Raw genomic sequence first — 25,818 nt, 5'->3', positions numbered from 1 at the left:
ACCCTATAGCTTAGACGTGAACTCAGCGTGATCTTCTTCAACCGCTTGATACAGTCGCTCGAAAATATCGGGTATAGCACTTTGCACTCGGCTCCAACTTGGTATAAAAGGGGTTTCCATGGGGTTATCTAAAAAGCGTTTGCCTGCATCCATGATATTTCTCGCGAACATTTCAACCGCTTCTTCTTCTTGGTGAATATCAAAATTAAGTCCATTCATGATTGCGTCATTGCGATATGTTTCGACAAAATCTAATGCAATACGAAAATAACTGGCCTTAATAGTGCGGAAAGTTTCTTCGTTAAAAACGGTGCCTTTTGTTGCCAGTTTTCGAAACAGAGCTTTGGCTATATCAATGGACATTTTTGATAAACCCGCTTGCTGGTCACTCAATGATAAGTCCTGATGTTTATGGTCATATATTTTTGCGATATCCACTTGGCAAAGACGATTGTTTGCATAGTTGCGGTGCATCTCCGATAGCACGCCAATTTCTAACCCCCAGTCACTCGGAATCCGTATATCGTTTAATACGTCTCGTCTAAATGAAAATTCCCCTGCCAATGGATAGCGGAAGCTATCCATGTAGTTAAGATATTCTTCATTGTCTTTAACCACGGATTTAAGTGCTCTTAATAAGGGGGTCACGAGTAATCGGCTAACGCGGCCATTGAGTTTGCCACTTGCAATACGAGCGTAATAGCCTTTACAGAATTCATAATTAAAAGAGGGGTTTGCAACTGGGTATACTAAGCGAGCAAGCAATTCGCTTGTGTAGGTGACAATGTCGCAATCATGCAATGCAATGGATTCGGCTTTACCAGATGAAAGCATGTAACCCATGCAGTACCAAACATTACGGCCTTTGCCCATTTCTTTTGGAGCTAAACCCATTTCTTGCAGTTGTGAATCTAGGGCTTTTAAACGTGGACCGTCATTCCACAGTACACGGTGATGTTGAGGTAAGGTTGAAAAGAATTTTAGCGCATGCATGTATTGATCTTCATCTGCACGGTCTAAACCAATCACAATTTCGCTTAAGTAGGGCACATGTTTTATATGCTCGACGATATTAGGTAGCGCTTCACCTTCAAGTTCAGAAAATAAAGAGGGGAGTAATAAGCCTATAGGTCTTTGCTTGTTAAAGCTCACAAGATCGTTTTCTAAATCGGCAAGGTGTCGATCAGTTAAATTATGCAGCGTGGTGATGATGCCATTCTGATAAAAATCAGCCATGGTGTTCCCCTATTTTAATTAATTGCACGAGAAAAATTGAATCTAAAATACGATTAACGCCTTGTGCCCAGCCTTGAGGTCCAAGCGCATCGGATATGGTGACGCGATCAATACGAGATAATGGCGGTAGATCGTGAACGGGTGAGCGAATAATGAGGGCGTTGTCGGCCATGTCGAGCATTTCGCGATCGTTATGGCTATCACCAATACTAATGGTGATGTAGTCCTGATTCAGCCGTGTTTGATAGGTATTTGCTAACCATAAAAGTGCGTTACCTTTGTTGGCATTTCCACAGATATGTAAAAACCGCCCACCTTGTAAAACCGTTACACCCTTATTTTTTAATGTGCGAATAAAGTTGTTTTTTTGTTCGTGACTGCCTAGCCATAAAACAGGCTCACCGTATTGACGCTTGGCGGCTAAGCTTGCTTGCTCTAATGATAAGTCGGTTGCTTGTGCTATTTCTTCTATGGTCATTTCACTAAAGGGTTTGTATAAACCGTTAAATTCATCGCGCATGGTATTGAGTTGACGAACCCAGTGATCATGTGGTTGCACAAATGATTTTATCCAGTAATTTTCATCTTCAATAGTGTCTTCTGGTTGAGACGTAAAATAGTCTTTTGGTATAAAAACAGCCGCGCCATTTTCAATAATAAAAGGGTGTTTGTTGTTTAAATCATGACGTAGTTTTTCGATTTCTAATTGGGTCTTACTGCTGCAAGGAATCACGGGGATGTTGTTTTGTTCTAAATAAGCCAAGGCTATATCAGCTGCTTGATGGGAATAGCTGTGGTGATCTAAGAGTGTACCATCAAGATCGGTGAAAATAAGGGGCTTAATTATTAGGTCATTGAATTGTGATTGTTTGTCGCGTTTTATGATTTTTCTTTTTGTGTTTAATGTAAAAACATACTGAGCTGTATTTGGGAGCGTGGCGAGTAAATGCTCAGTGAGCCTTTGGTAGTGCTGTATGAAACGCTTAATATCATTTTCATTCATCGTACGAATAGTTTGAGTATTCGTTTTTTTTAAATTGCGTACTAATTTATCTTCTTGTTCTAAGCGCCAATTAAAGACACATTCAAAACTGGGCGCTTTAAGCATAATAGTACAGTCAGACCGAGAAAATAGCGGCTCGTATTGCATTTTAAGTTGTTCATTGACATGGCTGCGCCATAACGTTTGTTGATCTTCTTGCGCTTCTAAATCGTTGATGGGTTGTATGAGTTGTTGAGGGGCTTGAGCAGATGCACCTACACACCAGCCTTCTAAAATAATAATATTTGGTTTTTTGGTAATCGGGCTCCAGTCTTTTTCGTCAAAGCGATCATCTATAGCTTTATTAAAGCGCGGGACATAAATGGTTTGCGCACCGTTGTGTGACATTAAGTGATCTAATGTTTCATTGGCGAGCAAAATATCATGGGTGCCCGGTACGCCTCTGGTGGCGAATAGCGGGTGAATGGTATGAGCTAAGTGCTGACGCTCAGTATGTGTGTAATAAAAATCATCTAATGACAGAGCAACCCCATGCAGTGCATATTTTTGTTGGAAAATTTCCACAAGAAGTTCAGATAATGTGCTTTTACCCGAACCCTGCGCACCATTAATGGTCACTATGATTGGTTTTTTTTTATTTTGGTGCAGGTTAACTATTTCTCTGGCCAGTGGTGCAAAATAATCCGCTACTTGGCGGATATACTCACGCCCTAGCTGATGCTTTTGCACAAATCTTGATAATTCTAATTGGCTCATACTTAATTAACTGCCTGTATTTATTGAGTTTTTACTGGCTTATTTATTCAGAGCAATATCTGTGCCCCATCAAAACAAATATTACTTTATGTATATGAAATGCCTAATAATGTTGGATTTTTTAAATTATGCACTTATGTCTATTTTGTTATTTCGAATGTAAATGTCTTTGATTCAAGTCTGTTTTAAATAGTGCGGTTTTAAATTTTGTGAACCTTACCGCTCATGCAGAGAGCGGTTGGACCATAGATCGTCGCTTAGTAGTAGGATGATCGCTTAGTTGAAGCCAATTATATTGTGTCAATGAAAAAAGGAAGCAGCATGTTTTATAGCGCGGAAAAAATGATAAAATAGAAAGGGCATTGAAATTCAAACAGCCAGAGCACAATTACACTCGGGTTTGTTAGTGATATTATATAAAAAAATAAAGGATTACGTCTGTGCTACTAGAGCAGGCTGAAGACATCGAAAAATAATATCTTTAATTAACACACGTTTTTATGTTGGTATTGGGTACGTGAGCAGAGCGTTTTAATTTTTGCGTTCGTAACGGTTGCCATCGAGCAGACAAAATGGGCCATTTCTGTAGAATGAAACGTAGGTAAGCCCATTAGTGAAAAATTAAATTGTTGAGATAACAGTAGAATCATTCAATTGAGATGTTTTATCGCGTGAACATAATGTTTTAATTTACACCTTGTTGTGTGACGCGTTTTTAGGTGGCGTAAATCGTCGTGATTTTAAAGCATAAATGACACTTTGATATTCATTTTTCATCTTAAAAAATCTTCTTTAGATACATTCAATCTCGATCCTAATTTTTATAAGACTTTCTGACAGGCTTGTGTCTAAACTGAAATATATCCCCAAAAGGGATTCGCAGTTAATGCTGCATCACATATACATTGTGTCGTAAACCTCACAAGGGAGTCCGGCGTATGTTCTCGAATATGCACACGCAAGCAGTGCAAGAGTTACACTTTTGTCAGCAAGGCCCGCTCAATGCCGTTGTTGCACTTCATAATTTACGTTTAGGGCCAGCTCTAGGCGGATGCCGATTTATCGAATACAGCAGTGAAATAGATGCCATAGAAGATGCTATGCGCTTAGCCCGAGGTATGAGCTATAAGGCTGCTTTAGCGCGTGTGCCCCAAGGTGGCGGTAAAGCGGTTATCATGAAGCCAAAAGGGGACTTTGACCGCGAGGCATTGTTCAAACAGTTTGGGCAATTTGTTCATAGTTTAGGTGGTCGTTATATCTCGGCCATGGATAGCGGCACTCAGGTGTCTGATATGGACACCATAAGAAGCCAGACCCCCTTTGTGAGCAGCTCAAGCAATATAGGTGATCCGTCTCCTTCTACCGCCCATGGTATGTTGATTGGCATTGAAACAGCCGTGCGTTTTTTAATGAAGCAATCACTAAGTGGGATAACTGTTGCGATTCAAGGCTTAGGGCATGTGGGTTTTGCACTTGCAGGTCACTTGCACGATGCCGGTTGTCAATTAATTGTGTGTGATGTTGATGAAAGAAGAACCAAACTGGCGCAGAAGCAATTTTCTGCAAAAGTGGTGCGCGCCAATGAAATTTATCAACAGCCTTGTGATGTCTTTAGTCCATGCGGGTTAGGTGGCGTACTGAATGAAACAACACTCTCATTACTAAAATGCAAAATTATTGCAGGTTGTGCCAATAATCAATTAGCCCACGATGACGTGGCTCAATTAATACATGACAGGAATATCTTATACGCCCCGGATTATGTAATTAATAGCGGTGGGCTCGTGTTTGCCTCGTCTAGTTATCGAGGAATGAATCATGATCAAATAACTCATGAGGTGAATAAACTAAAAGATACGCTTGATAAAATATTTGTGTTATCAAAACAAAAAAATATGCCCTGTAATTTTATTGCCAATGAAATGGCTGAGAAAATTTTATACAGCGAAACAATTGAGCCTGATTGGGTTTTGGAGGCGGTATGAAAATGATGAAACCGACACCGGTCAGTGTTCAGGGTCATAGCCCATTAATCCAATTTTCATTGCAGCGCATCCAGTTTTTAGACAAGGACGGTACTTGGCTGAGTACACGGCCAGAATTTGCCAGTGATGAATGGTTGGTGCAATCGTATAAACACATGGTGCTCAATCGTGTATTTGATAGCAAAGCGATTGCGCTACAGCGCACGGGTCAAATGGGAACGTTCCCTTCAAGTTTAGGGCAAGAAGCATTTGGTGTTGCCATTGGCATGGCGCTGCAAAAAGACGATGTATTTGTGCCATATTATCGTGATCACGGCGCGCATTTATTACGTGGCCATAAAATGAGTGATTTACTTTTATACTGGGGCGGGGATGAACGCGGCTCGGCTCATGGGCCTAAACAAGACTTTCCTATTTGTGTGCCGATTGCCACACAAATTACACACGCAGCAGGGGCTGCCGCGGCACTTAAAATTAAAGGCCAAGAACAGCTTGCGGTTGTGACCATTGGTGATGGTGGTACATCAAAAGGAGATTTTTTTGAAAGTTTAAATGTGGCGGGTGCATGGCAGCTACCCATGGTGGTTCTGGTTAACAATAATCAATATGCCATATCGGTACCTCGCGATATGCAATGTGGTGCGCCAACACTTGCACAAAAAGCCATTGGCGCGGGCATTCATGGCGTACAAGTAGACGGCAATGATGTACTTGCTGTTTATCAAGCCATGCTAGAGGCTCGTGAACGGGCGAAAGAACATAAAGGGGCCACATTGATTGAAGCTATGACATATCGCTTGGGCGATCACACCACCGCCGATGACGCGAGTCGCTATCGCTCAAACGAAGAAGTCAAAGAAGCGTGGCTAAATGAACCTATTAAGCGTTTACAAAATGCGTTAGTGGCATTAAATCTTTGGGATGGCGAACAAGAAAAAGCATGGCAAAGCGAGTGCAGTCATAAAGTAGATGAGGCCGTACAAGAATATTTAAAAACAGAAAAAGAACCAGCAGAAAGCATGTTTGATCACTTATACCAAGATTGGCCAGAAGTGATGAACGAACAATTGGATTTATTAGCCGATAAACTTGCACGTAATCAGCATTAACGGATTGGATATAGGTGGAGGTGTTTATGTCACATACTAACGAACAAGCAAATCATGCATCAATCCAAGCTGACAAAGTGGATTGCGTATTACTTGAGGCGGTCAATCTTGCATTGCATTATGAAATGCAACATGACGAATCGGTTGTGGTGCTGGGCGAAGACGTGGGCACTAATGGCGGCGTATTTCGGGCTACATCGGGTTTAAAAGAACAGTTTGGTTTTAAGCGTGTAATGGACACGCCATTGGCTGAAGCCTTAATCGCGGGGATGTCTATCGGCATGGCCTCACAAGGTTTAAAACCAGTGGCTGAAATTCAATTTATGGGGTTTATTTTTCCTGCGTTTGAACATTTATTTTGTCACGCCGCGCGCATGCGTAATCGCACGCGTGGTCGCATGAGTTGCCCAATGGTATTGCGAGCCCCGTTTGGCGGGGGGATTCATGCACCAGAGCATCACAGTGAAAGTACTGAAGCATTAATTGCTCATACGCCAGGCATTCGTGTTGTGATTCCTTCATCGCCAGCTCGTGCTTATGGTTTGTTGTTAGCCGCAATCCGCAACCCTGATCCGGTGGTATTTCTTGAACCCAAACGAATTTACCGCGGCAGTAAGCAAAGCATTATTAATAATGGTGAGGCTTTACCGTTAGATACCTGTTTTACATTACGCACAGGTACCGATGTCACATTAATTAGCTGGGGAGCGTGCATCGCCGACACCTTAGAGGCGGCAGATGCATTAGCTGAAAAAGGAATATCGGCCGAAGTGATTGATGTGGCAACCATTAAACCGTTAGACATGCGCACGATTATTATGTCGGTGGTCAATACTGGACGCTGCGTTATTGTACATGAAGCCGCTCGCTCATTTGCAGTGGGCGCTGAAATTGCGGCGCAAGTGAGCGAAAAATGTTTTTTAAATTTATTGGCACCTGTGCAACGAGTTACCGGTTTTGATACCCACATGCCGTACTTTAAAAATGAACATTATTATTTGCCGAATAGTCACGACATAGTGGCAGCGGTGGATAAATGTTTGGCTGAAAAATAATTGCAATTTATCGGGCGCGGGGGCACCTTCGTACAATTTATCGATTAGCAATATAGGAAGTTGCTAGTGTTTTCCTTGATATGAACGAATGTATTAGATATGTAATGGGTGAAAATTGTCGGGCGCGGGCACCCTCCTACAATTTATCGATTAGAAATTTAGGAAGTTGCTAGTGTTTTCCTTGATATGAACGAATGCATTAGATGTGTAATTGATGAAAATTTCGGGCACGGGGCACCCTCGTACAATTTATCGATTAGCAATGTAAGAAGTTGCTAGTGTTCTCTTTTATATGAACGAATGCATTAGATGTTTAATGGGTGAAAATTGTCGGGCGCGGGGCACCCTCCTACAATTTATTGATTATCAATGTAGGGGGCTAGTGTGTTCTATTAGTGACATGAGAGTGCAGGGTATTGTTGTCGGTAAGAATTAATAGTGGAAACCATCTTAATAAAACTTAGTTTTACATTCTAATTACAAAGCATAATTGGCTGAAATTCAAAGGGAATCGCTCATGAAATATTTCAAATTGCCGGATCTAGGGGAAGGCCTAAGCGAAGCGGAAATAGTTGAATGGCATGTTAAAGCAGGGGACACGGTTACGGTTGATCAGCTGATGGTATCGGTTGAAACGGCTAAAGCCATTGTTGAAGTACCGTCGCCACAAGCGGGTGTAATCAGTGCCTTATTTGCTGAGCCTGGTGATGTGGTGCACATTGGTGAGCCATTGGTTGAATATCAAGGCGAGCAAGACGATTCAGGCACGGTTGTGGGTGATTTATCATTAAGTGCAAAGCATGAAAGCAAAGATGATTTCATTGTGGGCAGCGCTCATCATACTCATACACAGCAATCGATCAAAGCGACACCCAGTGTACGTGCATTAGCCAAACGCCTAAATGTGGATTTATCTCATATTGGTGCCACGGGAGAAGACGGTCGCATAACCAGTTTAGATGTAGAAAAAGCAGCAAAACTTAACTCTGATATCGGACAAAGTGAATCCTTAAAAGGCGTGCGTAAAGCCATGGCTAAAAATATGGCTATGAGTCACGCACAAGTGGTGCCGGTTACATTGCATGACGATGTCGATGTACATCAATGGTATGACGTTAAAACAGAACCTCCGCAAGATATTACCATGCGTCTGGTACATGCAATTGCGCATGCCTGCGTGGCAGAGCCTAATTTGAATATTTGGTTTGATGGCGAACAACTATCACGCAGAATATTAGAACACATTGATTTAGGTATTGCGGTAGATACCGAGCAAGGTTTGTTTGTACCTGTGTTACGCAATATTGGTAAACGAGATTTAACCGATTTACGCAGCGGATTAAACGCGTTAAGAAATGCGGTTAAAAGTCGAAAAATCCCCCCGCAAGAAATGCAGGGGGCGACAATTACATTAAGCAATTTTGGCACACTGGCTGGTAAATATGCGAATCCAGTTGTGGTGCCACCACAGGTCACCATCATTGGGGCGGGTGGCATACGCTACGAAGTTGTCGCATACGAAGGGCAGGCTCTATTGCACCCCATATTGCCGTTATCGATCACCTTTGATCACCGTGCGGTAACAGGGGGAGAAGCCGCACGATTTCTTAAAGCACTCATGGATGACCTTAAGCGCAAAAGTGTTGACTAACAGGCTTCACTTTCTGTGTTCTCTTTTTCTGTTTTGTGTTTGCTTTCAAATTGTAAAATACCATCGTTGATGGTTTCTTTTAACAATGTTTTTTTATCTATTTCGTATTTGTGTAATATGCGCCAAGGGTGTGACTGACCTTGGCGAGGTAATACGTCTTTTGATCGGACAACATAACCCGATGCCATTTCATCCATCACGGTTTCATCTAATGGTTTTTCTGTTTGGTTAAAAGGTTTGGCAACATGATGATGATGTTTATCCATATAATTAAATAAACGACATAAATAACGAGCAGACAAATCCGCTTTTAAGGTCCATGGCGCATTGATGTAACCAAAGATCCAAGCGATGTTGGGTATATTTTCGGCCAACACGCCTTTATAAGTCATATGGTGACTTAAATCTAACGGCTTATTATCAAGACTTAACGACATACCACCTAATACCTGCAAGTTTAAGCCCGTTGCACTGATGATAATATCGGCATCAATGTGTTTACCTGACGCAAGCTGAATACCTGTTGCTGTAAATTCTTCGATGGTATCGGTTGTTATGCTGGCTTTACCTGAATTAATAGCGGTAAATAAATCCCCATCAGGTATTGCGCAAAGGCGTTGGTCCCATGGTTGATAATGAGGTGTAAAGTGACTCATATCAAAACCCGTTGTTAGGTTCCCTTTTACCGATCGTAATAATATTTTTTTTACAACATTAGGCCAGCGTTTAGCGAGTTTATATAGCGTGCGTTGTAACAAAATATTACGAGTACGGGCCATCGAAAAGACCCAGCGTTTAGGTAATATCTTATTTAAGATATTTGATACTGAATCAATAGACGGTACAGAAAAAATATATGAAGGGGAACGCTGTAACATGGTGACATGTTCTGCTTGGTCACTCATGGCGGGCACAATGGTTACGGCAGTGGCACCACTGCCAATGACCACCACTTTTTTATCCGTATAGTCTAAGTTGTCAGGCCATTTTTGCGGATGAACAAATACGCCCTTAAAAGCGTCTTGGTTTTTAAATACTGGTTGGTAGCCTTGGTCATAATTGTAATAGCCAGTACAGGGGATTAAAAAATTGCAGGTGTAATGTGTACGCTCTTGTGTACGTTCGTTTAGCGCCTCAACGCGCCAGTGTTGTTGATGGCTGTCCCAGTTGGCGTGAACCAGCGAAAGATTGCCACTAAGCTGGTAAAATATCCTCAAAAAACGTTGCTTTCCCCTTGACAATTTTGTCTCAATTTCTGTGGAAAATTTAATCAACAATTTGCTTAAAACATGCCCTGTCAAGCCTTTAACCCCTGTGAGTTTACGAGTATGATAGCCGCCCTTAAACGAGCAAAAAACAACCAACTATCACACATGTTTCAAATTGGCCCTTACCAAATTGAGTCGCCCGTGGTTCTTGCCCCTATGGCAGGCGTCACAGATCGACCCTTTCGACAGCTCTGTCGTGAACTGGGTGCAGGCTTGGTTGTGAGTGAAATGATCACAAGTGACGTGAATTTATGGAACAGCCGTAAATCCAAAACTCGCTTAGATCACACGGGAGAAATTGAGCCCATATCGGTACAAATTGCCGGTGGTGATCCTGACATGATGGCCAATGCGGCCAAAATGGCTGTATTACATGGTGCTCAAATCGTTGACATCAATATGGGATGCCCTGCTAAAAAAGTGTGCAACAAAGCCGCTGGCAGTGCATTGATGAAAGACGAGCCTCTCGTGAAGGACATACTACAAGCCGTAGTTGAGGCCGTAGATGTCCCAGTAACATTGAAAATGCGAACCGGTTGGGCACCAGAACATAAAAATGCTCCCGATCTTGCATTGTTAGCCGAGCAAACAGGTATTCGTGCACTGGCCATTCATGGTCGAACACGCAGCTGCGGCTATAAAGGACAAGTGGAATACGACACCATCAAGCGCATTAAGCAAATGGTATCGATTCCCGTTTTAGCCAATGGAGACATTACGACTCCTGAACAAGCTAAAGCCGTGCTCGATTTTACTGGAGCCGATGGCGTTATGTTGGGCCGCGCGGCTCAAGGGCGTCCTTGGATATTCAGAGAAATTGATCACTTTTTAAAAACTGGCCAGCATTTAGCGGCACCGAAGATACTAGAAGTCAAAACCATCCTGCTGAACCATATGCAGGGGTTATATGAATTTTACGGCACATACCTCGGTGTGCGAATCGCACGTAAGCACGTGGGTTGGTACCTCCAGGCACAAGATGATAATCGCGATGTTCGTCGTCGCTTTAATCAACTCGAAAGCCAGGAAGAACAAATAGAATTAATAAACATATTTTTCGATCAACTTTTGGGGAAGGAAATAGCGGCATGAGTACCCATGAAGCACCTGTGGTAAATAACCCTATGGAAACCAGCAACAACACTCAACTACCAGCTGAAAACACGCAAACCTTGCGTGACAGTGTTGAAAAAGCCTTAGAAAGCTACTTCGCACAATTAGATGGTCAGCCAGTGAGCGATGTTTACGAAATGGTATTGTCAGAAGTAGAAGCACCATTACTAGAAGTCGTGATGCGCTATACCAAAGACAATCAGACCAAGGCAGCGGTTTTGCTTGGTTTGAATCGCGGAACACTGCGTAAAAAATTAAAACAGTTCGGTATGCTATAACCGACATTGTTTAAAAACTGACGCTGCCTTGTGCAGCGTTTATTTTTTGTGAATCTTAAAAACTGACCAACTGATCAATTATGACCATTACTCCTGTTCGTCGCGCCCTTATTAGTGTTTCTGATAAAACGGGCATCGTAGAGTTCGCTCAAGCACTGGCTGATAAAAATGTTGAAATTTTATCAACCGGCGGCACGTATAAATTACTTTGTGAAAAAGGCATTAACGCGGTAGAAGTCTCTGACTACACCGGTTTTGCTGAAATGATGGACGGGCGTGTAAAAACATTGCACCCGAAAATTCACGGCGGTGTATTAGGTCGTCGCGGTCAAGACGATGCTATTATGGCTGAACATGACATTAAACCCAATTGATCTAGTGGTTGTTAACTTATACCCGTTCGAAGCCACCACAGCTAACCCAGATTGCACACTGGAAGACGCCATCGAAAATATCGATATTGGCGGCCCGACGATGGTTCGCTCTGCGGCCAAAAATAACGCTTACGTGGGTATTGTTGTCAATACATCCGATTACCAAGCGGTATTAAACGAATTAAACAGTCAAAACGGTTTAAGCCCTAAACTGCGTTTTGATCTTGCTTTAAAAGCATTTGAACACACTGCCGCTTATGACGGCATGATTGCTAACTACCTTGGTCGTATTGATCAAAGCGCTGAGGTATTAAGCACACAAGATAAAGGCCTGTTCCCTCGCACCTTTAACTCTCAGTTTATTAAAGCGCAAGACATGCGCTACGGTGAGAACCCGCATCAAAATGCCGCGTTCTACACTGAAGCCAACCCACAAGAAGCCTCTATTGCCACGGCTACTCAAGTACAAGGTAAAGAACTTTCTTTCAACAACGTAGCTGACACAGACGCTGCGCTTGAATGTGTGAAGTCTTTTGTTAAACCGGCTTGTGTCATCGTTAAACACGCCAATCCATGTGGTGTCGCGGTGAGCGAAAACGGCATTCAAGAAGCCTACGACCTTGCGTTTGCAACCGATACAGAATCCGCTTTCGGCGGCATCATCGCATTCAACCGCGAGCTAGATGGCGACACGGCCGCGTCTATAGCTGAACGTCAATTTGTTGAAGTAATCATTGCTCCATCTGTTAGCGCCGATGCGAAATTGGTACTTGCGGCCAAGAAAAACGTTCGCGTTCTCGAAACGGGCGAATGGCCTGCAGAACGTACTAACGCATTTGACTACAAGCGCGTTAACGGCGGCTTGTTAGTACAAGAACGTGACAACGGCATGATCAAAGCGGAAGACCTAACCGTTGTAACCAAGCGTCAGCCGACTGAAAAAGAAATGCACGATTTAATCTTCGCATGGAAAGTGGCTAAATTTGTTAAATCAAACGCCATTGTTTACGCCAACAATCGCCAAACCATCGGTGTGGGCGCAGGCCAAATGAGCCGCGTCAATTCAGCCCGTATTGCAGCGATTAAAGCAGAGCATGCTGGCCTTGAAGTAAAAGGCTCGGTTATGGCAAGTGATGCATTCTTCCCTTTCCGTGACGGTATTGATAACGCAGCTAAAGTAGGCATTGCGGCTGTGATTCAACCAGGTGGCTCGATCCGTGATGAAGAAGTCATTGCCGCCGCTGATGAAGCGGGCATGGCAATGGTGTTTACCGGTATGCGTCACTTCCGTCATTAATCGAAAGATGTGAGATGAGAAACGTAAGATGTGTTTGCGTTTCTCACTTCATTTTCAATTTCATTAAACCATTTAATTTAAGAGGAAAAGCGTGAAGCAATTGAAGTAAGCTCGCCTTACATTTCACGTTTCACGTCTCACATATTTATGAATGTATTAGTAATCGGCTCAGGCGGTCGTGAACACGCGTTAGCTTGGAAAGCCGCACAAAACCCAAATGTTGAAACCGTTTTTGTGGCCCCTGGCAATGCGGGTAGCGCCATTGAAAACAAAGTCAAAAATGTCGACATCGACGTATTAGATTTTGAAAAACTAGCTGCGTTTGCACAAGACAATAATTGTGAACTCACCATCGTTGGCCCAGAAGCCCCACTGGTTGAAGGTGTTGTTAACTTCTTTGCAGAAAAGGGCCTTAAAGCCTTTGGCCCATCAAAAGGTGCTGCGCAACTTGAAGGCTCTAAAGCGTTCACTAAAGATTTCTTAGCCCGTCACGATATTCCAACCGCGTTTTACCAGAACTTTACCGAAGTAGAGCCTGCACTGGCTTACATCGATAAAATTGGTGCACCGATTGTGGTTAAAGCAGACGGCCTTGCGGCAGGTAAAGGCGTGATCGTTGCTGAAACGGTTGAGCAAGCAAAAGACGCAGTTAAGGACATGCTTTCTGGCAACGCGTTTGGTGAAGCTGGTTGTCGTGTGGTGATTGAAGAGTTTTTAGCCGGCGAAGAAGCCAGCTTTATTGTGATGGTAGACGGTAAAAACATTTTACCAATGGCCACTAGCCAAGATCACAAACGTGTTGGCGATGGTGATACCGGCCCGAACACTGGCGGCATGGGTGCATACTCACCGGCTCCTGTTGTGACACAAGCCATTCACGATCGCATCATGAAAGAAGTGATTGTACCGACCGTTGAAGGCATGGCCAAAGAAGGCAATGACTACACGGGTTTCTTGTATGCAGGCCTTATGATCGACGAAGCGGGTACGCCAAAAGTCATCGAATATAACTGCCGCTTTGGTGACCCTGAAACACAACCTATCATGTTACGCATGCAGTCTGATTTAGTTGAGCTTTGCTTAGCCGCACTAGAAGACAACGGTCTGGCGGGTAAAACCGCACAATGGGATCCACGTGCTGCCATTGGTGTTGTATTAGCCGCAGGTGGTTACCCTGAAGCATACAACAAAGGGGATATGATCTCCGGTTTGCCACAACGCGAAACCGCTGGTGAAAAAGTGTTCCATGCCGGTACTAAGCTGAATGATAAAGGCAAAGTGGCTACTAATGGGGGTCGCGTATTATGCGCGACTGCATTAGGAAACACGGTAACCCAAGCGCAGCAACGCGCTTATGCGCTAACAAAAACCATTAGCTGGAACGGTAGCTTCTACCGTAACGACATTGCATACCGCGCCATCGAACGCGAACAAGCAAAGTAATGCAAATAAACCTCAGGCCTGCCTGAGGTTTTCTTCCCCTTTTTAATTTCTGTGGCCTTTAGCTTTTCTAGCGCTTTTCCTTATAATGGGCGTTCATATCTCAATTGTTTGTAGCCATGACATTATTCATTGCACGTACGCTTCTTATTACACTGAGCTTATTAAGCCTGTTCAGTCATGGGCGCGAAAACAGTATTATCTTATCCGATGGCCCTATTGAGGTTGAGTTAAGTGATAATATGCAGTGGCTAAAAGCAGACTACGACACCCTTAGTTTGGCCCAATTGTTAATCAAGCAAGATTCCCGCTTTAATCCATTAACCGATAAAAGCGTCATCGAAGCCCAACAAACCTATTGGTTGCGCTTTCATTTAATTAACCCATTAAACGAAACCATTCCTCTTGCGTTAAGCTTAAGCAGTAGCAGCATAAACATTAATGGGGCTTACGAACAAAAAAATGATCAGTGGCACCGTATTAGCAGCGTGAAAAGCGAACAACAACTCAGTAGCAACACGGCTATTATTTTAAACATCGCTGAAAATTCAGATCAATGGCTGTATTTTAGAATCAAACCCAATCAAACCAGTCGACTCGAACCACGGCTACAAGACCTAAGTGAATACGCCACAGGCTTTACCGTGTTACAACAAATTTTGGGCGCCATTGCAACGTTAATGGTATTCATTAGTTTTTTACACATCATCGCTATTCGCTTCCACAATCACATTCGACACTACTTCTCGATTTACGTGGCGTTCATTGGTTTTTGCTACGCGTTATCTCACACACAATTGTATGAGTGGTCTCAGTGGTTTTTTGATTTCGCACGATTAAGTCCTTGGTTAATGGCATGCGGTGTTTTTGTCTCTGGGTTTACAACCGAGCAATATCGCAAATTATTAAAAAGTAATAGCAGCGCCGTCATACTCTTAACATTATTATTAACAACGTTAATTATTACTAACCTGCCCTATTTAGTTATTTTAATTTGTGCGCTTATGCCTTCGCTAATTGTATTAAGTAAAATGAAACAGATCAGCATGACGCTTTCTGCTGCTAATGGTGTTTTATTAGCCTCTACACTTTGGCAATGTATCTATATTTTAAACCCAGAAATGGTCTTTGCACCTGAAGCCATTTGGCATGTATATGCGCTCTCTTTGTGTGCATTATTTGTGAGCCTTAGTATGATCACACCATATTTTCAGCGCCAAATTAAACGCAAACAATCAAGGCAAGTGGGCATACAAAAGTCAATTTTTAGACCATCTTAGTCATGAATTACGCACCCCTATGAACGGGGTCTTGGGCATGTCTGAATTATTAAATGAAACCCCACTCAGTGCTAATCAACGCGATTATGTCGATACCATTATTTTTTCCGGACAAGACATGTTACGAATGGTGAACCGCATCAGTGATTTCTCTAAAATTCAATCGGGGCGTATTCAGTTTGAAAAAAACACGATTCAACTTAGCGAGTTAATGCGAAATTGTTTGAGTAAATTCCAACACAATGCAAATCAAAAAGGATTAGAACTCGTTTTAAACATGGATGAAGATTTACCCATCAATATCGCATCCGATGAACGACGCCTAGAAAGCTTACTTGATAACTTATTAGAAAATGCCATGCGTCATACGGAACATGGCGAAATAGAATTACGCATTAGCTTACAAAATGATGCTTCAATGATGTGTTTTGCTGTGCGCGATACCGGCACCGGCGCGGACAAATCATTCATCAAACAACTATTAAATGCCCAGCCAGATATCACTAATAACATCGATTCAAATAAATATGGGCTAGGCCTTAGTCTTTGTAAAACGCTGGTTGAGCTTATGGGCGGCAATTTGTTTATTGAAACCCGTGCAGACAAAGGCAGTACGTTTAGCTTTACACTGCCAAATATTCCTATGCCAGAGCAACAAGCCGAAATGAAAGACTCTAGCCATATTCTGCAAGGCCTTTCTATTTTAATTGTTGATGACAACAGCACATTACGCAAAGTGATTCAGCGCTATGCCAACAGCTGGGGAATGCAATCAGACCAAACATATAACGGCAAAGAAGCACTCGCGTTATTACGCAGTCAAAGTAATTTGGGCACGCCTTATGATACCATACTCATTGATCAAGACATGCCAATTATGGATGGTTTTCAACTGGCGAAACGAATCCAAGAAGATACCGATATTGACCAAGATATTATTAAAATTATGCTCACAGGCATGTCGATTAGTAATACCCAAAAAGAGGTCATTCAATATGGCATTGACCAAGTCATTACCAAGCCTGTTTCGGCGCAAAGCTTAAAACAAGCACTAACCAAACACATACTTAAACAGTTCAGCTTAAACAAACACAGTCAATCCTGACTTGGCGCATGCATCGCCGCTCAGTTTTGCGTAAAATGGCGTTACTTACATATTGCGAGGCTGGTTATGCGATCTCTTTCTGCTTTGGATGTCTTTATCTCTCATGTGGACAATGCCTTAAAAACACTGATTCCCTCTGCCGCGACGAGCCATCGCCCCAATCCGGCAAACCATGCTTCACATGCCGAATTTGAAGAACAAGAACAAAAGCATGCCGCGGGCCTTATGCGCATCAACCACACTGGCGAAGTATGCGCTCAGGCGTTGTACCAAGGCCAAAGCTTAACCGCGCGCTTACCAGAAGTCCGCGAAGCCATGAAAGAAGCAGCCGAAGAAGAGATTGACCATCTTGTATGGTGTGAAGAACGCTTACATGAGCTCAATAGCCGCACCAGCATCTTAAACCCTATTTTTTATGGATTATCGTATTCCATTGGCGCATTTGCCGGGGCCGTTGGTGACAAGTGGAGCTTGGGCTTTGTGGCGGCAACCGAAAACCAAGTATGCAAACACTTAGAAGAGCACCTTCAAACTCTACCCGAGCAAGACGAACGTAGCCGAGCAATACTCAAACTTATGCTTGAGGACGAACAAAAACACGCCACAGTGGCGTTAGAGGCTGGCGGGGCTGTATTCCCCTCTTGGTTCCAAGCAGGCATGACCCAAATGTCTAAGGTCATGACAAAAACCACTTATCGGCTGTAAGATAAAACAACATTCTTGCACTATAATTGATCATAATTAACGCTAGTGTGAAGCTCTGGATGCCAAGACTCAGTTTTGCTGAATATCAGATAATTGATGAAAACATTGTATTATTTAGTGCAGACAAGGGCGTGGCATTGGATATTCCACAGGCTAAGGAATGTTTAGCGCTCTATCAGGAGCTCAACCGGCCACTGGGTATTTTGGTGGATCGATCCACCCCTTATACCAGCTCATTAGAATTCATCATGACGATCGCCGAGTTTAGCCTAGTCAAAGCGCTGGCGGTGTGGGTCCCTAATGAGCGCTCCGCTGTCGTGGCGGACTCCCAGAAAATGTTCTTCCCAGTCCCTTTTCAGCGCTTTTATCGCAAGGATGAGGCGCTGACTTGGATCAAGCAGCACTTGAGCTAAACCACTCAAAAAAGTGCCGCCCAAAGCCAACAACTTATTCGCTTAGCTCAACAATTTCATAATCATGCGTGATCTCAACGCCACCTTGCTCAAGCATAATGCTGGCAGAACAGTACTTTTCAGCGGATAACGCCACGGCACGCTTTACTTGCGCCTCTTTTAAGCCGCGACCTGTTACTGTGAAATGCACATGAATCTTGGTAAACACGCTTGGTACTGCATCAGCACGCTCAGCATCGAGTTCTGCCACACAGTCCACCACATCTTGGCGAGACTTCTTCAAAATACTCATAACATCAAAACTGGTGCAACCACCCAGCCCCATTAGCAGCATCTCCATCGGGCGAACCCCCATGTTGCGACCGCCTAAATCTTCAGGTCCATCCATGACAACACTGTGGCCACTTCCCGACTCCCCAAGGAACATAACATCTTGTACCCACTTGATACGTGCTTTCATTAAATTGCTACTCTATAAAAAAAAGCAAGATTACCATAAGCACCGCCATTGGCAGAAGCCCAACTGCGTTTAGGGTTCATGGCTACTTATTGCTCAGACCAAGTAGGACACAGTTCCCAAAAATGCAGATTGCTTCGGGTTATTATCATTTTCTGGTACGTAAGTATTCACCTATTTGGTGTATTAAGTGCATAATTGTTCAGCTTTACTGCTATAAATAATAATGCAATCAAGGTTTGATGGTTTGGGTCTCATTATGAATAAAGGATTAAGAGCTGATAGACATAAGCATTTGGATTACTTTTTGTCCCAGTGCCACCGTCGTCGCTATCCTGCTCGCAGCACCATTATCTATGCTGGGGATAAAAGCGACTCCTTGTTTTACATTATGAAGGGGTCGGTAACCGTGATCATAGAAGATGATGACGGGCGTGAAATGATTATGGCTTACCTAAATGAAGGTGACTTCTTTGGTGAGATGGGCATATTTGATGAAATAAGCCCTCGCTCTGCTTGGATTAAAGCCAAGGTAGAATGTGAAGTTGCGGAAATCAGTTACAGCAAGTTCCGTGAAATCAGTAATCAAGATCCTCGTATTTTGTACTTTATTGGTGAGCAGATGGCGACTCGTCTGCGTAAAACTACACGTAAGGTAGGTGACTTGGCGTTCTTAGATGTAACTGGCCGCGTAGCTCGTACACTACTGGACTTAAGCCAAGAGCCAGATGCAATGACGCATCCAGATGGCATGCAAATCAAAATTACGCGTCAAGAAATCGGCCGTATTGTTGGCTGCTCACGCGAGATGGTGGGTCGTGTTCTCAAAGCCTTAGAAGATCAGGGTCTTGTGGGCGTAAAAGGCAAAACAATGGTGGTTTTTGGGGCGCGCAAAGCAGCCACACTGCCAATAAGAAAAGGTTTAGAATAAACCATCACCGATGGCTGCTTAGGCAGCCTTGGTTTCCTCTTGTTATATCTTCCATATCTTTAATTTTCTGTACCTCGGCTTTGCCCAAGATGCATGTGTTGTCACGGTCGTGGGCTCACTTTCAGCAATTGAACAATACAAAATAAGCTGAGTAAAATGCATATCACGCTCTAATTTAATATCAGGGTAATTCTGCCTCGCTGTATCCATATACGCCAAAGTCACATGCGGCACAAAGCTCGCTAAACACAATTGTGCTTGCAGCATGGGCAGCTCACATAATTGCACCATGAAACATTCAAGGCTTGAGGTTAACGCCCCCTGCCAAGCCCAAGCTGTGGGTGCATCACGAGGAAAAGAACGGATATTATCGCCGCGCCAATGAATTGAGCAAAATGACTCCTTCTCTATTTTATTATCAAGCGCCAAAATCAGTTGCTGCTGTTGCTCATATGAGTATTCCCCTAGAAAACAAAGCGTCATGTGGCGATCTTGTGCTAAATGAGGGCGAGTAACCGTGTATTTATCACACATATCATCCAGTACTTGATCCCCTAAATCTGCGCTACTGACCCCCAGAAACAATCTCATAAAACCCACTCCTGTTATGAATACAGAATATAACGATACAACGTAAAAAATACCGGTTTATAGCCTTACAAACATACAGCAAGCCCCTGTTTAGTATCTATACTGAATTAAGAAGATGACAGCCTAGGCATACTATGGACAATTTTATTTTTGCTGATGAAAAACATGACGAAATAAAAATAAACCAGCAAGCACCTTGGAATATATTGCTCGTCGATGACGAACCCGGTGTCCATCAAGTCACATTGATGGTGCTTAGGGGCTTCGAATTCGATAACCGTCCGCTTAATTTAATCAGTGCTTATAGCGGCGAGCAAGGCCGAGAAATCATGGCAAGCCGCGATGACATTGCTTTGGCCATTGTCGATGTGGTCATGGAAAGCGACCATGCTGGCTTAGAACTTGTACGCTGTATTCGTGAAGATTTACAAAACAACTACACTCGCCTTGTTCTGCGCACAGGTCAGCCCGGTCAAGCGCCTGAAGAAGACGTCATTAGCAATTATGATATTGATGACTATAAAGACAAAACCGAACTCACCAGTAACAAATTACTCACCTTAATGTATGCCTCTTTGCGCTCATATCGTGATATCTGTGTGATTGATTCCCATCGACGCTCACTTGAGCAAGTGATTCTCGCCTCAACTGAAATTTTTGAAGCCAGTTCACTGAAAACCTTTGCATCAGCGGTGCTAAAACAAATTTGTAATTTATTAAATTTAGATGGCGCTATTTTTTATTGCACCAGCTTAAATGAAGACATAGATGAATCTGGCGATTACCGTGTATTAGCCGTTAGTGGCAAAATGGCAGAATACGAAACACACAGTAAGTCCGAGCTACCTGATGAAGTGCGTAAGGCATTTGCATATGCACTCAAGCAAAAACAATCTCATATTAATGGTGATATCTATACCGGTTATTTCTCCACTAGTTTGGGCAGCGAGAACTTACTGTATGTTTCAATGGAGCGTGAACTTGACGACATGGATAAGCAATTACTGGATATTTATGCCAGCAACGTGGCTGTTACATACGAAAACTTATTACTGCGCGATGAAATTTTAGAGACGCAAAGAGAACTTGCTTACATATTAGGTGAGGCGGTTGAGCAGCGTTCAAAAGAAACAGGCTCCCATGTCCGACGTGTCGCTCTTTATTCCCATTTCTTCGCCATCAAATATGGCCTTGATACCAAAGAGGCCGAGCTTATCAAATTGGCTAGTCCGCTGCATGATGTTGGCAAAATCGCCATTCCAGACAGCATATTGAAAAAGCCTGGTAAGTTAGATAAACAAGAATGGATCATTATGCAAACCCATGCACAAATGGGTGCCGATTTACTAAAGAGCAGCGATAACGCTGTGATTAAAATGGGCAGCATCATAGCCGGCCAACACCATGAACGTTGGGACGGCTCTGGCTACCCGAATAAATTAAAAGCTGAGGACATCCACATAGCAGGCCGAATCACAGCCTTGGCCGATGTCTTTGACGCTCTAGGCAGTAAACGATATTACAAAGAAGCATGGCCATTAGAAGAAATTTTAACCGAAATCAACAGTCAAAAAAGCAAACAATTCGACCCTAAATTAGTGGATATTCTGCATGAGAACATCGATGAAATCCTCAAAATTCGCAATTTATACCCAGATTAGCGCGAAATAAGCCCCATGACATTTGTAGCACACAGTGCAAGTCGTTAAACTTAAACGCTCTCAATTAGAAGCCCAATTATGTTTAAGTTCTTTTGGTTACCTTTTTTGCTTGTCGGTTGCGCCAGTGTCGGTATTTATCAATCTAAATTGCTGACAGAGTACGGTCAGCCCACCATGACAGAAAGACGCGTTAATGCCAGTTTGGATCAAGCGCAGCACTTCACCAATACCATTCAACCTATTATCGAAAACCGCTGCGTGGTATGTCATGGCTGTTATGATGCACCCTGCCAATTAAAAATGTCATCACCACAAGGGTTGATGCGCGGCGCAAGCAAGGAGCCTGTGTATAACGGCACTCGAATATTAGCCAGTGAACCAAGTCGCTTAGGCATTGATGCGACCAACTCAGACCAGTGGCGCGAGAAAGGCTTTTTTCCTGTCTTAAACGAACAAAATCAGTCTAACCATGTAAACCTTAAAAACAGTTTATTGTTTCAAGTCATTCAACAAAAGCAAAACCATCCGCTACCAAAAGATAAAATATTAGATGAGCAATTCACATTTGGGCTAGCTCGACCACAAGCTTGTCCAACCCCTAAAGAATACCAAACTTATTCCGAAAACAATCCACTTTGGGGCATGCCGTACGCACTGCCGGGTTTAAATCAAACAGAATTTGATGCCATTGAAAAATGGGTTGCCAAAGGGGCCATCATGAATCACCCTGCTCCTCTGCCAAAAGCCATTCAACAACAAGTTGAAGCATGGGAAGCATTTTTAAATACCTCCGATAACAAACAACAATTGGCGAGTCGCTATATTTATGAACATACATATCTAGCGAATTTATATTTTGACGATACCCCTTTATTCCAAGGCAAAAAACCAAAGAAATCGCCTAGCATTTATTTTAAATTCATTCGTTCATCAACCCCTCCTGGGCTGCCGATTATTCCACTGAAAACTCGACGCCCTTATGACAAGCCTGAAACCGATAACTTTTACTATCGACTCATGCGCAACGACGCAAGCGTTGTTGCAAAAGTACATATGCCTTATCGTTTAAACGAGCAGCGTATGCAATGGATGAAAGATTTATTCATCACACCCGAATACACTGTTAATACATTACCGACATACGATCCTGAAGTTGCATCAAACCCATTTATTGCGTTCAAAGATCTACCTGTTGGTAGCCGCTATCGCTTTATGTTGGAAGAAGCGCAATTTATTATTCAAGGGTTCATTAAAGGACCTGTTTGCCGCGGCCAAGTAGCACTTAATGTAATTGATGATCACTTTTGGGTCGCATTTGTTGACCCAGAATTACAGCAAAGCGATGCGCTCTCTGACTTTTTATATGAGCAAAGCAATAACTTAAGACTACCAGGTGAAGACGAAAGTAACTCGGGGATTGCCACAAACTGGCTTAAGTACTCGTCACTTCACACCGATTTTTTAAAGGCAAAAAATAAAGCCATTAAAGAAAAATTATTAACAAAAGCAAAACTGGACACCAACTTGGTTTGGCAAGGTAACGGTGAAAACCCTAACGCTGCCCTTACCATCTTTAGACACTTTGATTCATCCACGGTTGTCAAAGGTTGGGCTGGTCAGGCGCCTAAAACATCGTGGCTAATTAGTTATCCTCTGCTTGAACGCATTCATTATCTACTGGTGGCTGAATTTGATGTTTACGGCAACATAGGTCATCAGTTAATGACGCGCTTATATATGGACTTTTTACGCATGGAAGGGGAAGCAAATTTCTTAGCATTGTTGCCTGAAAAAGAGCGTCAACGTTTAACTGATTACTGGTATCGCGACACCAGCAAAGATGTCAAACAACACTTATACCAAGCGAATCAAGCCACATTATCTGAACCTGATATTTCATACAAAACGCAACAACCTAAAATCGAGCTGTATTCCATGCTCAAACAACATTTAGGTGACGCGATGCAAACTAAATATTTATTTAATAAACAAACGTATTCTGACTTAAATAAGATCAACAGTATTATGGGGAAACCGGCTCATTTAATGCCAGAAGTCAGCTTACTATATGATGAAAATCACGATCAGGTGTTTACGTTAATTCGAAATAGTGGCCACAGCAATTTAACCGGGTTGTTATATGAGGAAGAAAACCGAATTCCCGCTGAAGATTATCTGACACTCGTACCGGGCATTATTACTGCTTACCCTTCAGCGTATTATCAAATTCGCACAGGGCAAAGTGCAAAAGCGTTTGCCCAAGCCATCAATAATCTCACATCAGAAAAAGACTATGCCCGCTTGTTGGATGATTATGGTGTGCGCAGAACAGCCCCCGACTTTTGGGCTTTCAGCGATAAGATACATCAGTGGTATAAACAAGATGACCCTCTCAATGCCGGCCTACTGGATTACAACCGCTTAGAAAACCGCTAACGGTATTTACATAACCAACAGGCAAAATAAAAGCCATGACGTTGCAGTCATGGCTTTTTTCAATCAGCTTAATTTAAATACACTTCAATTTAAATGCGCATAAATTTAGGTAGTGACGTCCAATAGATTTACTTTGGAATTAATCCTATCGTCTATTTGACTCGCTTCTACCAACTGAGTTTGAATACGAGCCATACGCTCGTTTAAGTCTTGTAAATCAGCAATCACTGTATCCGATGCTTCTTGTGCTTGCTCTTCTTGCTGCGCCTTTTGTTCGGCCTCGAGGCGCTCTTCTTCTCTTAATGTATCTGTCTCAGTCTGCTCTTCATTTACATCATCACTGGTTAGTGCCTCTTGCTGCTGTTGCTGTATATCAGCCCTTGCTTCCAATCCAATTTGAATTGCCTGTGCTGCCACTCGACGATCTTGGCTAGATGGCTCAGCAGGAGCCAATGCCGCTCTGCGGATCGTTTCTGCCTTATCGAGTGTGGCCTGAGGATCGTTGGCAATCTTGCCAGTATCGATGGGGACTTCTCCTCCAATCGCATAATTTTTTCCATCAGGTCCACGTTCATAGGTCAAACTCATTGAACCGGCGTACTGGCCCCCCACTGCTTGGTGAGCCTGTTCGTGGGCTTTCACTTCTCGATCACGGTCCGCAAGTTGTTGGACTTGTCGTTGCTCGACTTCTAGCTGGCGTTGCTCTTGTGCGTCTTGTTGACGACGAGACTCCGCCTTTTCTTCCTCTTGGGTGCGATCGTTTGCGTCACTGCCTCTTTGGCTTTGTTGCTGTTCATCGGCGCGCTGCTGCGCGTCCTCTATGCGAGCTTGTTGACGTTCGTCATCGGCACGACGTTCAAGCTGCCTTTGATCTTGTTGATTTTCTTGCTGTTGACGAGATCGAGCTTGGCGTTCTTGAATGCCTTGATCTGCTCCTTCTTGACGAGACTTAGGGGATTCGTTCGCTTCTGTTACGGGCGTGAAACTGGTGGTACTTTGGTTATCCGATTCAACAGGCACCGCCACTCCAACACGGGCATCACTGCCTTGTGCGCCAGAGTTACTGGGTGTGACTGTAAAACCTGTCCCAAATTGCACGTTCACGATCATTCCTCATATGTTTTGCATCAGACCTTTATGTCGACCAAACTCCCTAGAGTTTGGTCAGCCGCTTGAACTACTTTGGCTGATGCTTCTACCTGGCGCTGACTTTCTTTCTCTTCAATCAATGCCTTTGCTACATCTTGATTCGGTGACACTGGGCGAGTCGTGCTAGCAGAAGCCACTTGCTGCGCCGCTTGCGTTAATTGCTGCTCACCTTTCTGAATACCTGCAAGGCCAGCACTTAATGCGTTGCCTGATCCACCCACTTGCATATGACTCTCCTAAAAACACTTCTGTCTGATCATAATTTAAACAGAGGAAGTGCTGAGCCACAATACAATGAGGTATTACTTTAATATGGATTTTGACTATTAATTATACAATTAATAACCAAACGTACGAAACCCCGTAGGAAGCAGAAAAGCACCCTGCTGTTAGAAGGATTGGTTCTAAGAAGGCACACAAAACAAAAATGACAACACCCCCTAATATTGAAAGTTCCCATGTCATCACGAGGTGCGACAATATGTCGCATCGGATTTTAGTGAACGAAACGCTAGAATTGCAGCT

At 43.2% G+C, this 25,818-nt stretch carries 21 protein-coding genes and 1 pseudogene; 15 read left to right on the top strand and 7 right to left on the bottom strand.

Annotation, left to right across the window (positions count from 1 at the left end; genetic code table 11):
* Positions 1-3: 3 nt before the first annotated feature.
* Complete coding sequence (locus ACU6U9_RS10835; protein ID WP_446735026.1) at positions 4-1,236, bottom strand: glycosyl transferase; 1,233 nt, start codon at positions 1,234-1,236, stop codon at positions 4-6.
* The gene (locus ACU6U9_RS10830; protein ID WP_446735025.1) at positions 1,229-2,995 is read right to left on the bottom strand and encodes an HAD-IIB family hydrolase; all 1,767 of its coding nucleotides are present in this window, start codon (positions 2,993-2,995) and stop codon (positions 1,229-1,231) included. Before ACU6U9_RS10830 ends, ACU6U9_RS10835 begins: the two co-directional genes overlap by 8 nt.
* Before the next feature lie 938 nt (positions 2,996-3,933).
* Here ACU6U9_RS10830 and ACU6U9_RS10825 point away from each other — a divergent pair.
* The 4 genes from ACU6U9_RS10825 to ACU6U9_RS10810 all read left to right on the top strand — a co-directional run bounded on the left by ACU6U9_RS10825 (position 3,934) and on the right by ACU6U9_RS10810 (position 8,795).
* Positions 3,934-4,980, top strand: coding sequence for a Glu/Leu/Phe/Val dehydrogenase dimerization domain-containing protein (locus ACU6U9_RS10825; RefSeq protein ID WP_446735024.1), 1,047 nt, complete (start codon positions 3,934-3,936; stop codon positions 4,978-4,980).
* Complete coding sequence (gene pdhA, locus ACU6U9_RS10820; RefSeq protein WP_446735023.1) at positions 4,977-6,089, top strand: pyruvate dehydrogenase (acetyl-transferring) E1 component subunit alpha; 1,113 nt, start codon at positions 4,977-4,979, stop codon at positions 6,087-6,089. Before ACU6U9_RS10825 ends, pdhA begins: the two co-directional genes overlap by 4 nt.
* 26 nt (positions 6,090-6,115) lie before the next feature.
* The gene (locus tag ACU6U9_RS10815; RefSeq protein WP_446735022.1) at positions 6,116-7,144 is read left to right on the top strand and encodes an alpha-ketoacid dehydrogenase subunit beta; all 1,029 of its coding nucleotides are present in this window, start codon (positions 6,116-6,118) and stop codon (positions 7,142-7,144) included.
* A gap of 517 nt (positions 7,145-7,661) precedes the next feature.
* Complete coding sequence (locus tag ACU6U9_RS10810; RefSeq protein ID WP_446735021.1) at positions 7,662-8,795, top strand: dihydrolipoamide acetyltransferase family protein; 1,134 nt, start codon at positions 7,662-7,664, stop codon at positions 8,793-8,795.
* Here ACU6U9_RS10810 and ACU6U9_RS10805 read toward each other — a convergent pair.
* Positions 8,792-10,012, bottom strand: coding sequence for a flavin-containing monooxygenase (locus ACU6U9_RS10805; protein WP_446735020.1), 1,221 nt, complete (start codon positions 10,010-10,012; stop codon positions 8,792-8,794). The two genes, ACU6U9_RS10810 and ACU6U9_RS10805, sit on opposite strands and share 4 nt — an antisense overlap.
* A gap of 156 nt (positions 10,013-10,168) precedes the next feature.
* On the opposite strand from ACU6U9_RS10805, the gene dusB reads away from it, so the two are divergent.
* From dusB to ACU6U9_RS10765, 8 genes and pseudogenes are all read left to right on the top strand, one after another.
* Positions 10,169-11,155, top strand: a complete 987-nt coding sequence (dusB, locus tag ACU6U9_RS10800; RefSeq protein ID WP_446735085.1) for a tRNA dihydrouridine synthase DusB — start codon at positions 10,169-10,171, stop codon at positions 11,153-11,155.
* A gap of 32 nt (positions 11,156-11,187) precedes the next feature.
* Positions 11,188-11,454, top strand: coding sequence for a DNA-binding transcriptional regulator Fis (fis, locus tag ACU6U9_RS10795; protein ID WP_283788025.1), 267 nt, complete (start codon positions 11,188-11,190; stop codon positions 11,452-11,454).
* A gap of 80 nt (positions 11,455-11,534) precedes the next feature.
* Positions 11,535-13,125, top strand: a pseudogene (gene purH / locus ACU6U9_RS10790) (bifunctional phosphoribosylaminoimidazolecarboxamide formyltransferase/IMP cyclohydrolase).
* 147 nt (positions 13,126-13,272) lie between these two features.
* A complete protein-coding gene (gene purD, locus ACU6U9_RS10785) occupies positions 13,273-14,568 on the top strand; it encodes a phosphoribosylamine--glycine ligase (protein WP_446735019.1) in 1,296 nt (431 codons plus the stop codon).
* Between the two features lie 116 nt (positions 14,569-14,684).
* Positions 14,685-15,845, top strand: a complete 1,161-nt coding sequence (locus tag ACU6U9_RS10780; protein WP_446735018.1) for a 7TM-DISM domain-containing protein — start codon at positions 14,685-14,687, stop codon at positions 15,843-15,845.
* 19 nt (positions 15,846-15,864) lie between these two features.
* Positions 15,865-16,950: a hybrid sensor histidine kinase/response regulator gene (locus ACU6U9_RS10775; RefSeq protein ID WP_446735017.1), complete on the top strand. Its 1,086-nt coding sequence runs from the start codon at positions 15,865-15,867 to the stop codon at positions 16,948-16,950.
* A gap of 66 nt (positions 16,951-17,016) precedes the next feature.
* Positions 17,017-17,655 (top strand): 2-polyprenyl-3-methyl-6-methoxy-1,4-benzoquinone monooxygenase, encoded by a 639-nt coding sequence (coq7, locus tag ACU6U9_RS10770; RefSeq protein ID WP_446735016.1) that lies wholly within the window; start codon positions 17,017-17,019, stop codon positions 17,653-17,655.
* A gap of 59 nt (positions 17,656-17,714) precedes the next feature.
* Positions 17,715-18,068, top strand: coding sequence for a hypothetical protein (locus ACU6U9_RS10765; RefSeq protein WP_446735015.1), 354 nt, complete (start codon positions 17,715-17,717; stop codon positions 18,066-18,068).
* 34 nt (positions 18,069-18,102) lie between these two features.
* On the opposite strand, the gene ACU6U9_RS10760 is transcribed toward ACU6U9_RS10765, so the two are convergent.
* Complete coding sequence (locus ACU6U9_RS10760; protein WP_446735014.1) at positions 18,103-18,528, bottom strand: OsmC family protein; 426 nt, start codon at positions 18,526-18,528, stop codon at positions 18,103-18,105.
* A 256-nt stretch (positions 18,529-18,784) separates the two neighbouring features.
* Here ACU6U9_RS10760 and crp point away from each other — a divergent pair, with 256 nt between their 5' ends.
* A complete protein-coding gene (crp, locus tag ACU6U9_RS10755; protein WP_446735013.1) occupies positions 18,785-19,456 on the top strand; it encodes a cAMP-activated global transcriptional regulator CRP in 672 nt (223 codons plus the stop codon).
* 42 nt (positions 19,457-19,498) lie between these two features.
* Here crp and ACU6U9_RS10750 read toward each other — a convergent pair whose 3' ends face one another.
* Positions 19,499-20,047 (bottom strand): 2'-5' RNA ligase family protein, encoded by a 549-nt coding sequence (locus tag ACU6U9_RS10750; protein WP_446735012.1) that lies wholly within the window; start codon positions 20,045-20,047, stop codon positions 19,499-19,501.
* Positions 20,048-20,181: 134 nt separating this feature from the next.
* Between ACU6U9_RS10750 and ACU6U9_RS10745 the strand changes: the two genes are divergently transcribed.
* Positions 20,182-21,708 (top strand): DUF3369 domain-containing protein, encoded by a 1,527-nt coding sequence (locus ACU6U9_RS10745; protein ID WP_446735011.1) that lies wholly within the window; start codon positions 20,182-20,184, stop codon positions 21,706-21,708.
* A 78-nt stretch (positions 21,709-21,786) separates the two neighbouring features.
* On the top strand, positions 21,787-24,144 hold the full coding sequence (locus ACU6U9_RS10740) for a fatty acid cis/trans isomerase (RefSeq protein WP_446735010.1): 2,358 nt from the start codon (positions 21,787-21,789) through the stop codon (positions 24,142-24,144).
* Positions 24,145-24,249: 105 nt separating this feature from the next.
* Here ACU6U9_RS10740 and ACU6U9_RS10735 read toward each other — a convergent pair whose 3' ends face one another.
* Together ACU6U9_RS10735 and ACU6U9_RS10730 are read right to left on the bottom strand one after the other, a co-directional pair.
* On the bottom strand, positions 24,250-25,248 hold the full coding sequence (locus ACU6U9_RS10735; protein ID WP_446735009.1) for a putative metalloprotease CJM1_0395 family protein: 999 nt from the start codon (positions 25,246-25,248) through the stop codon (positions 24,250-24,252).
* 23 nt (positions 25,249-25,271) lie between these two features.
* On the bottom strand, positions 25,272-25,520 hold the full coding sequence (locus tag ACU6U9_RS10730; protein ID WP_446735008.1) for a hypothetical protein: 249 nt from the start codon (positions 25,518-25,520) through the stop codon (positions 25,272-25,274).
* Between the last annotated feature and the right edge of the window lie 298 nt (positions 25,521-25,818).

The sequence above is a fragment of the Pseudomonas sp. HK3 genome, assembly GCF_052920985.1.
This window is presented reverse-complemented; position numbering and strand designations above follow the sequence as displayed.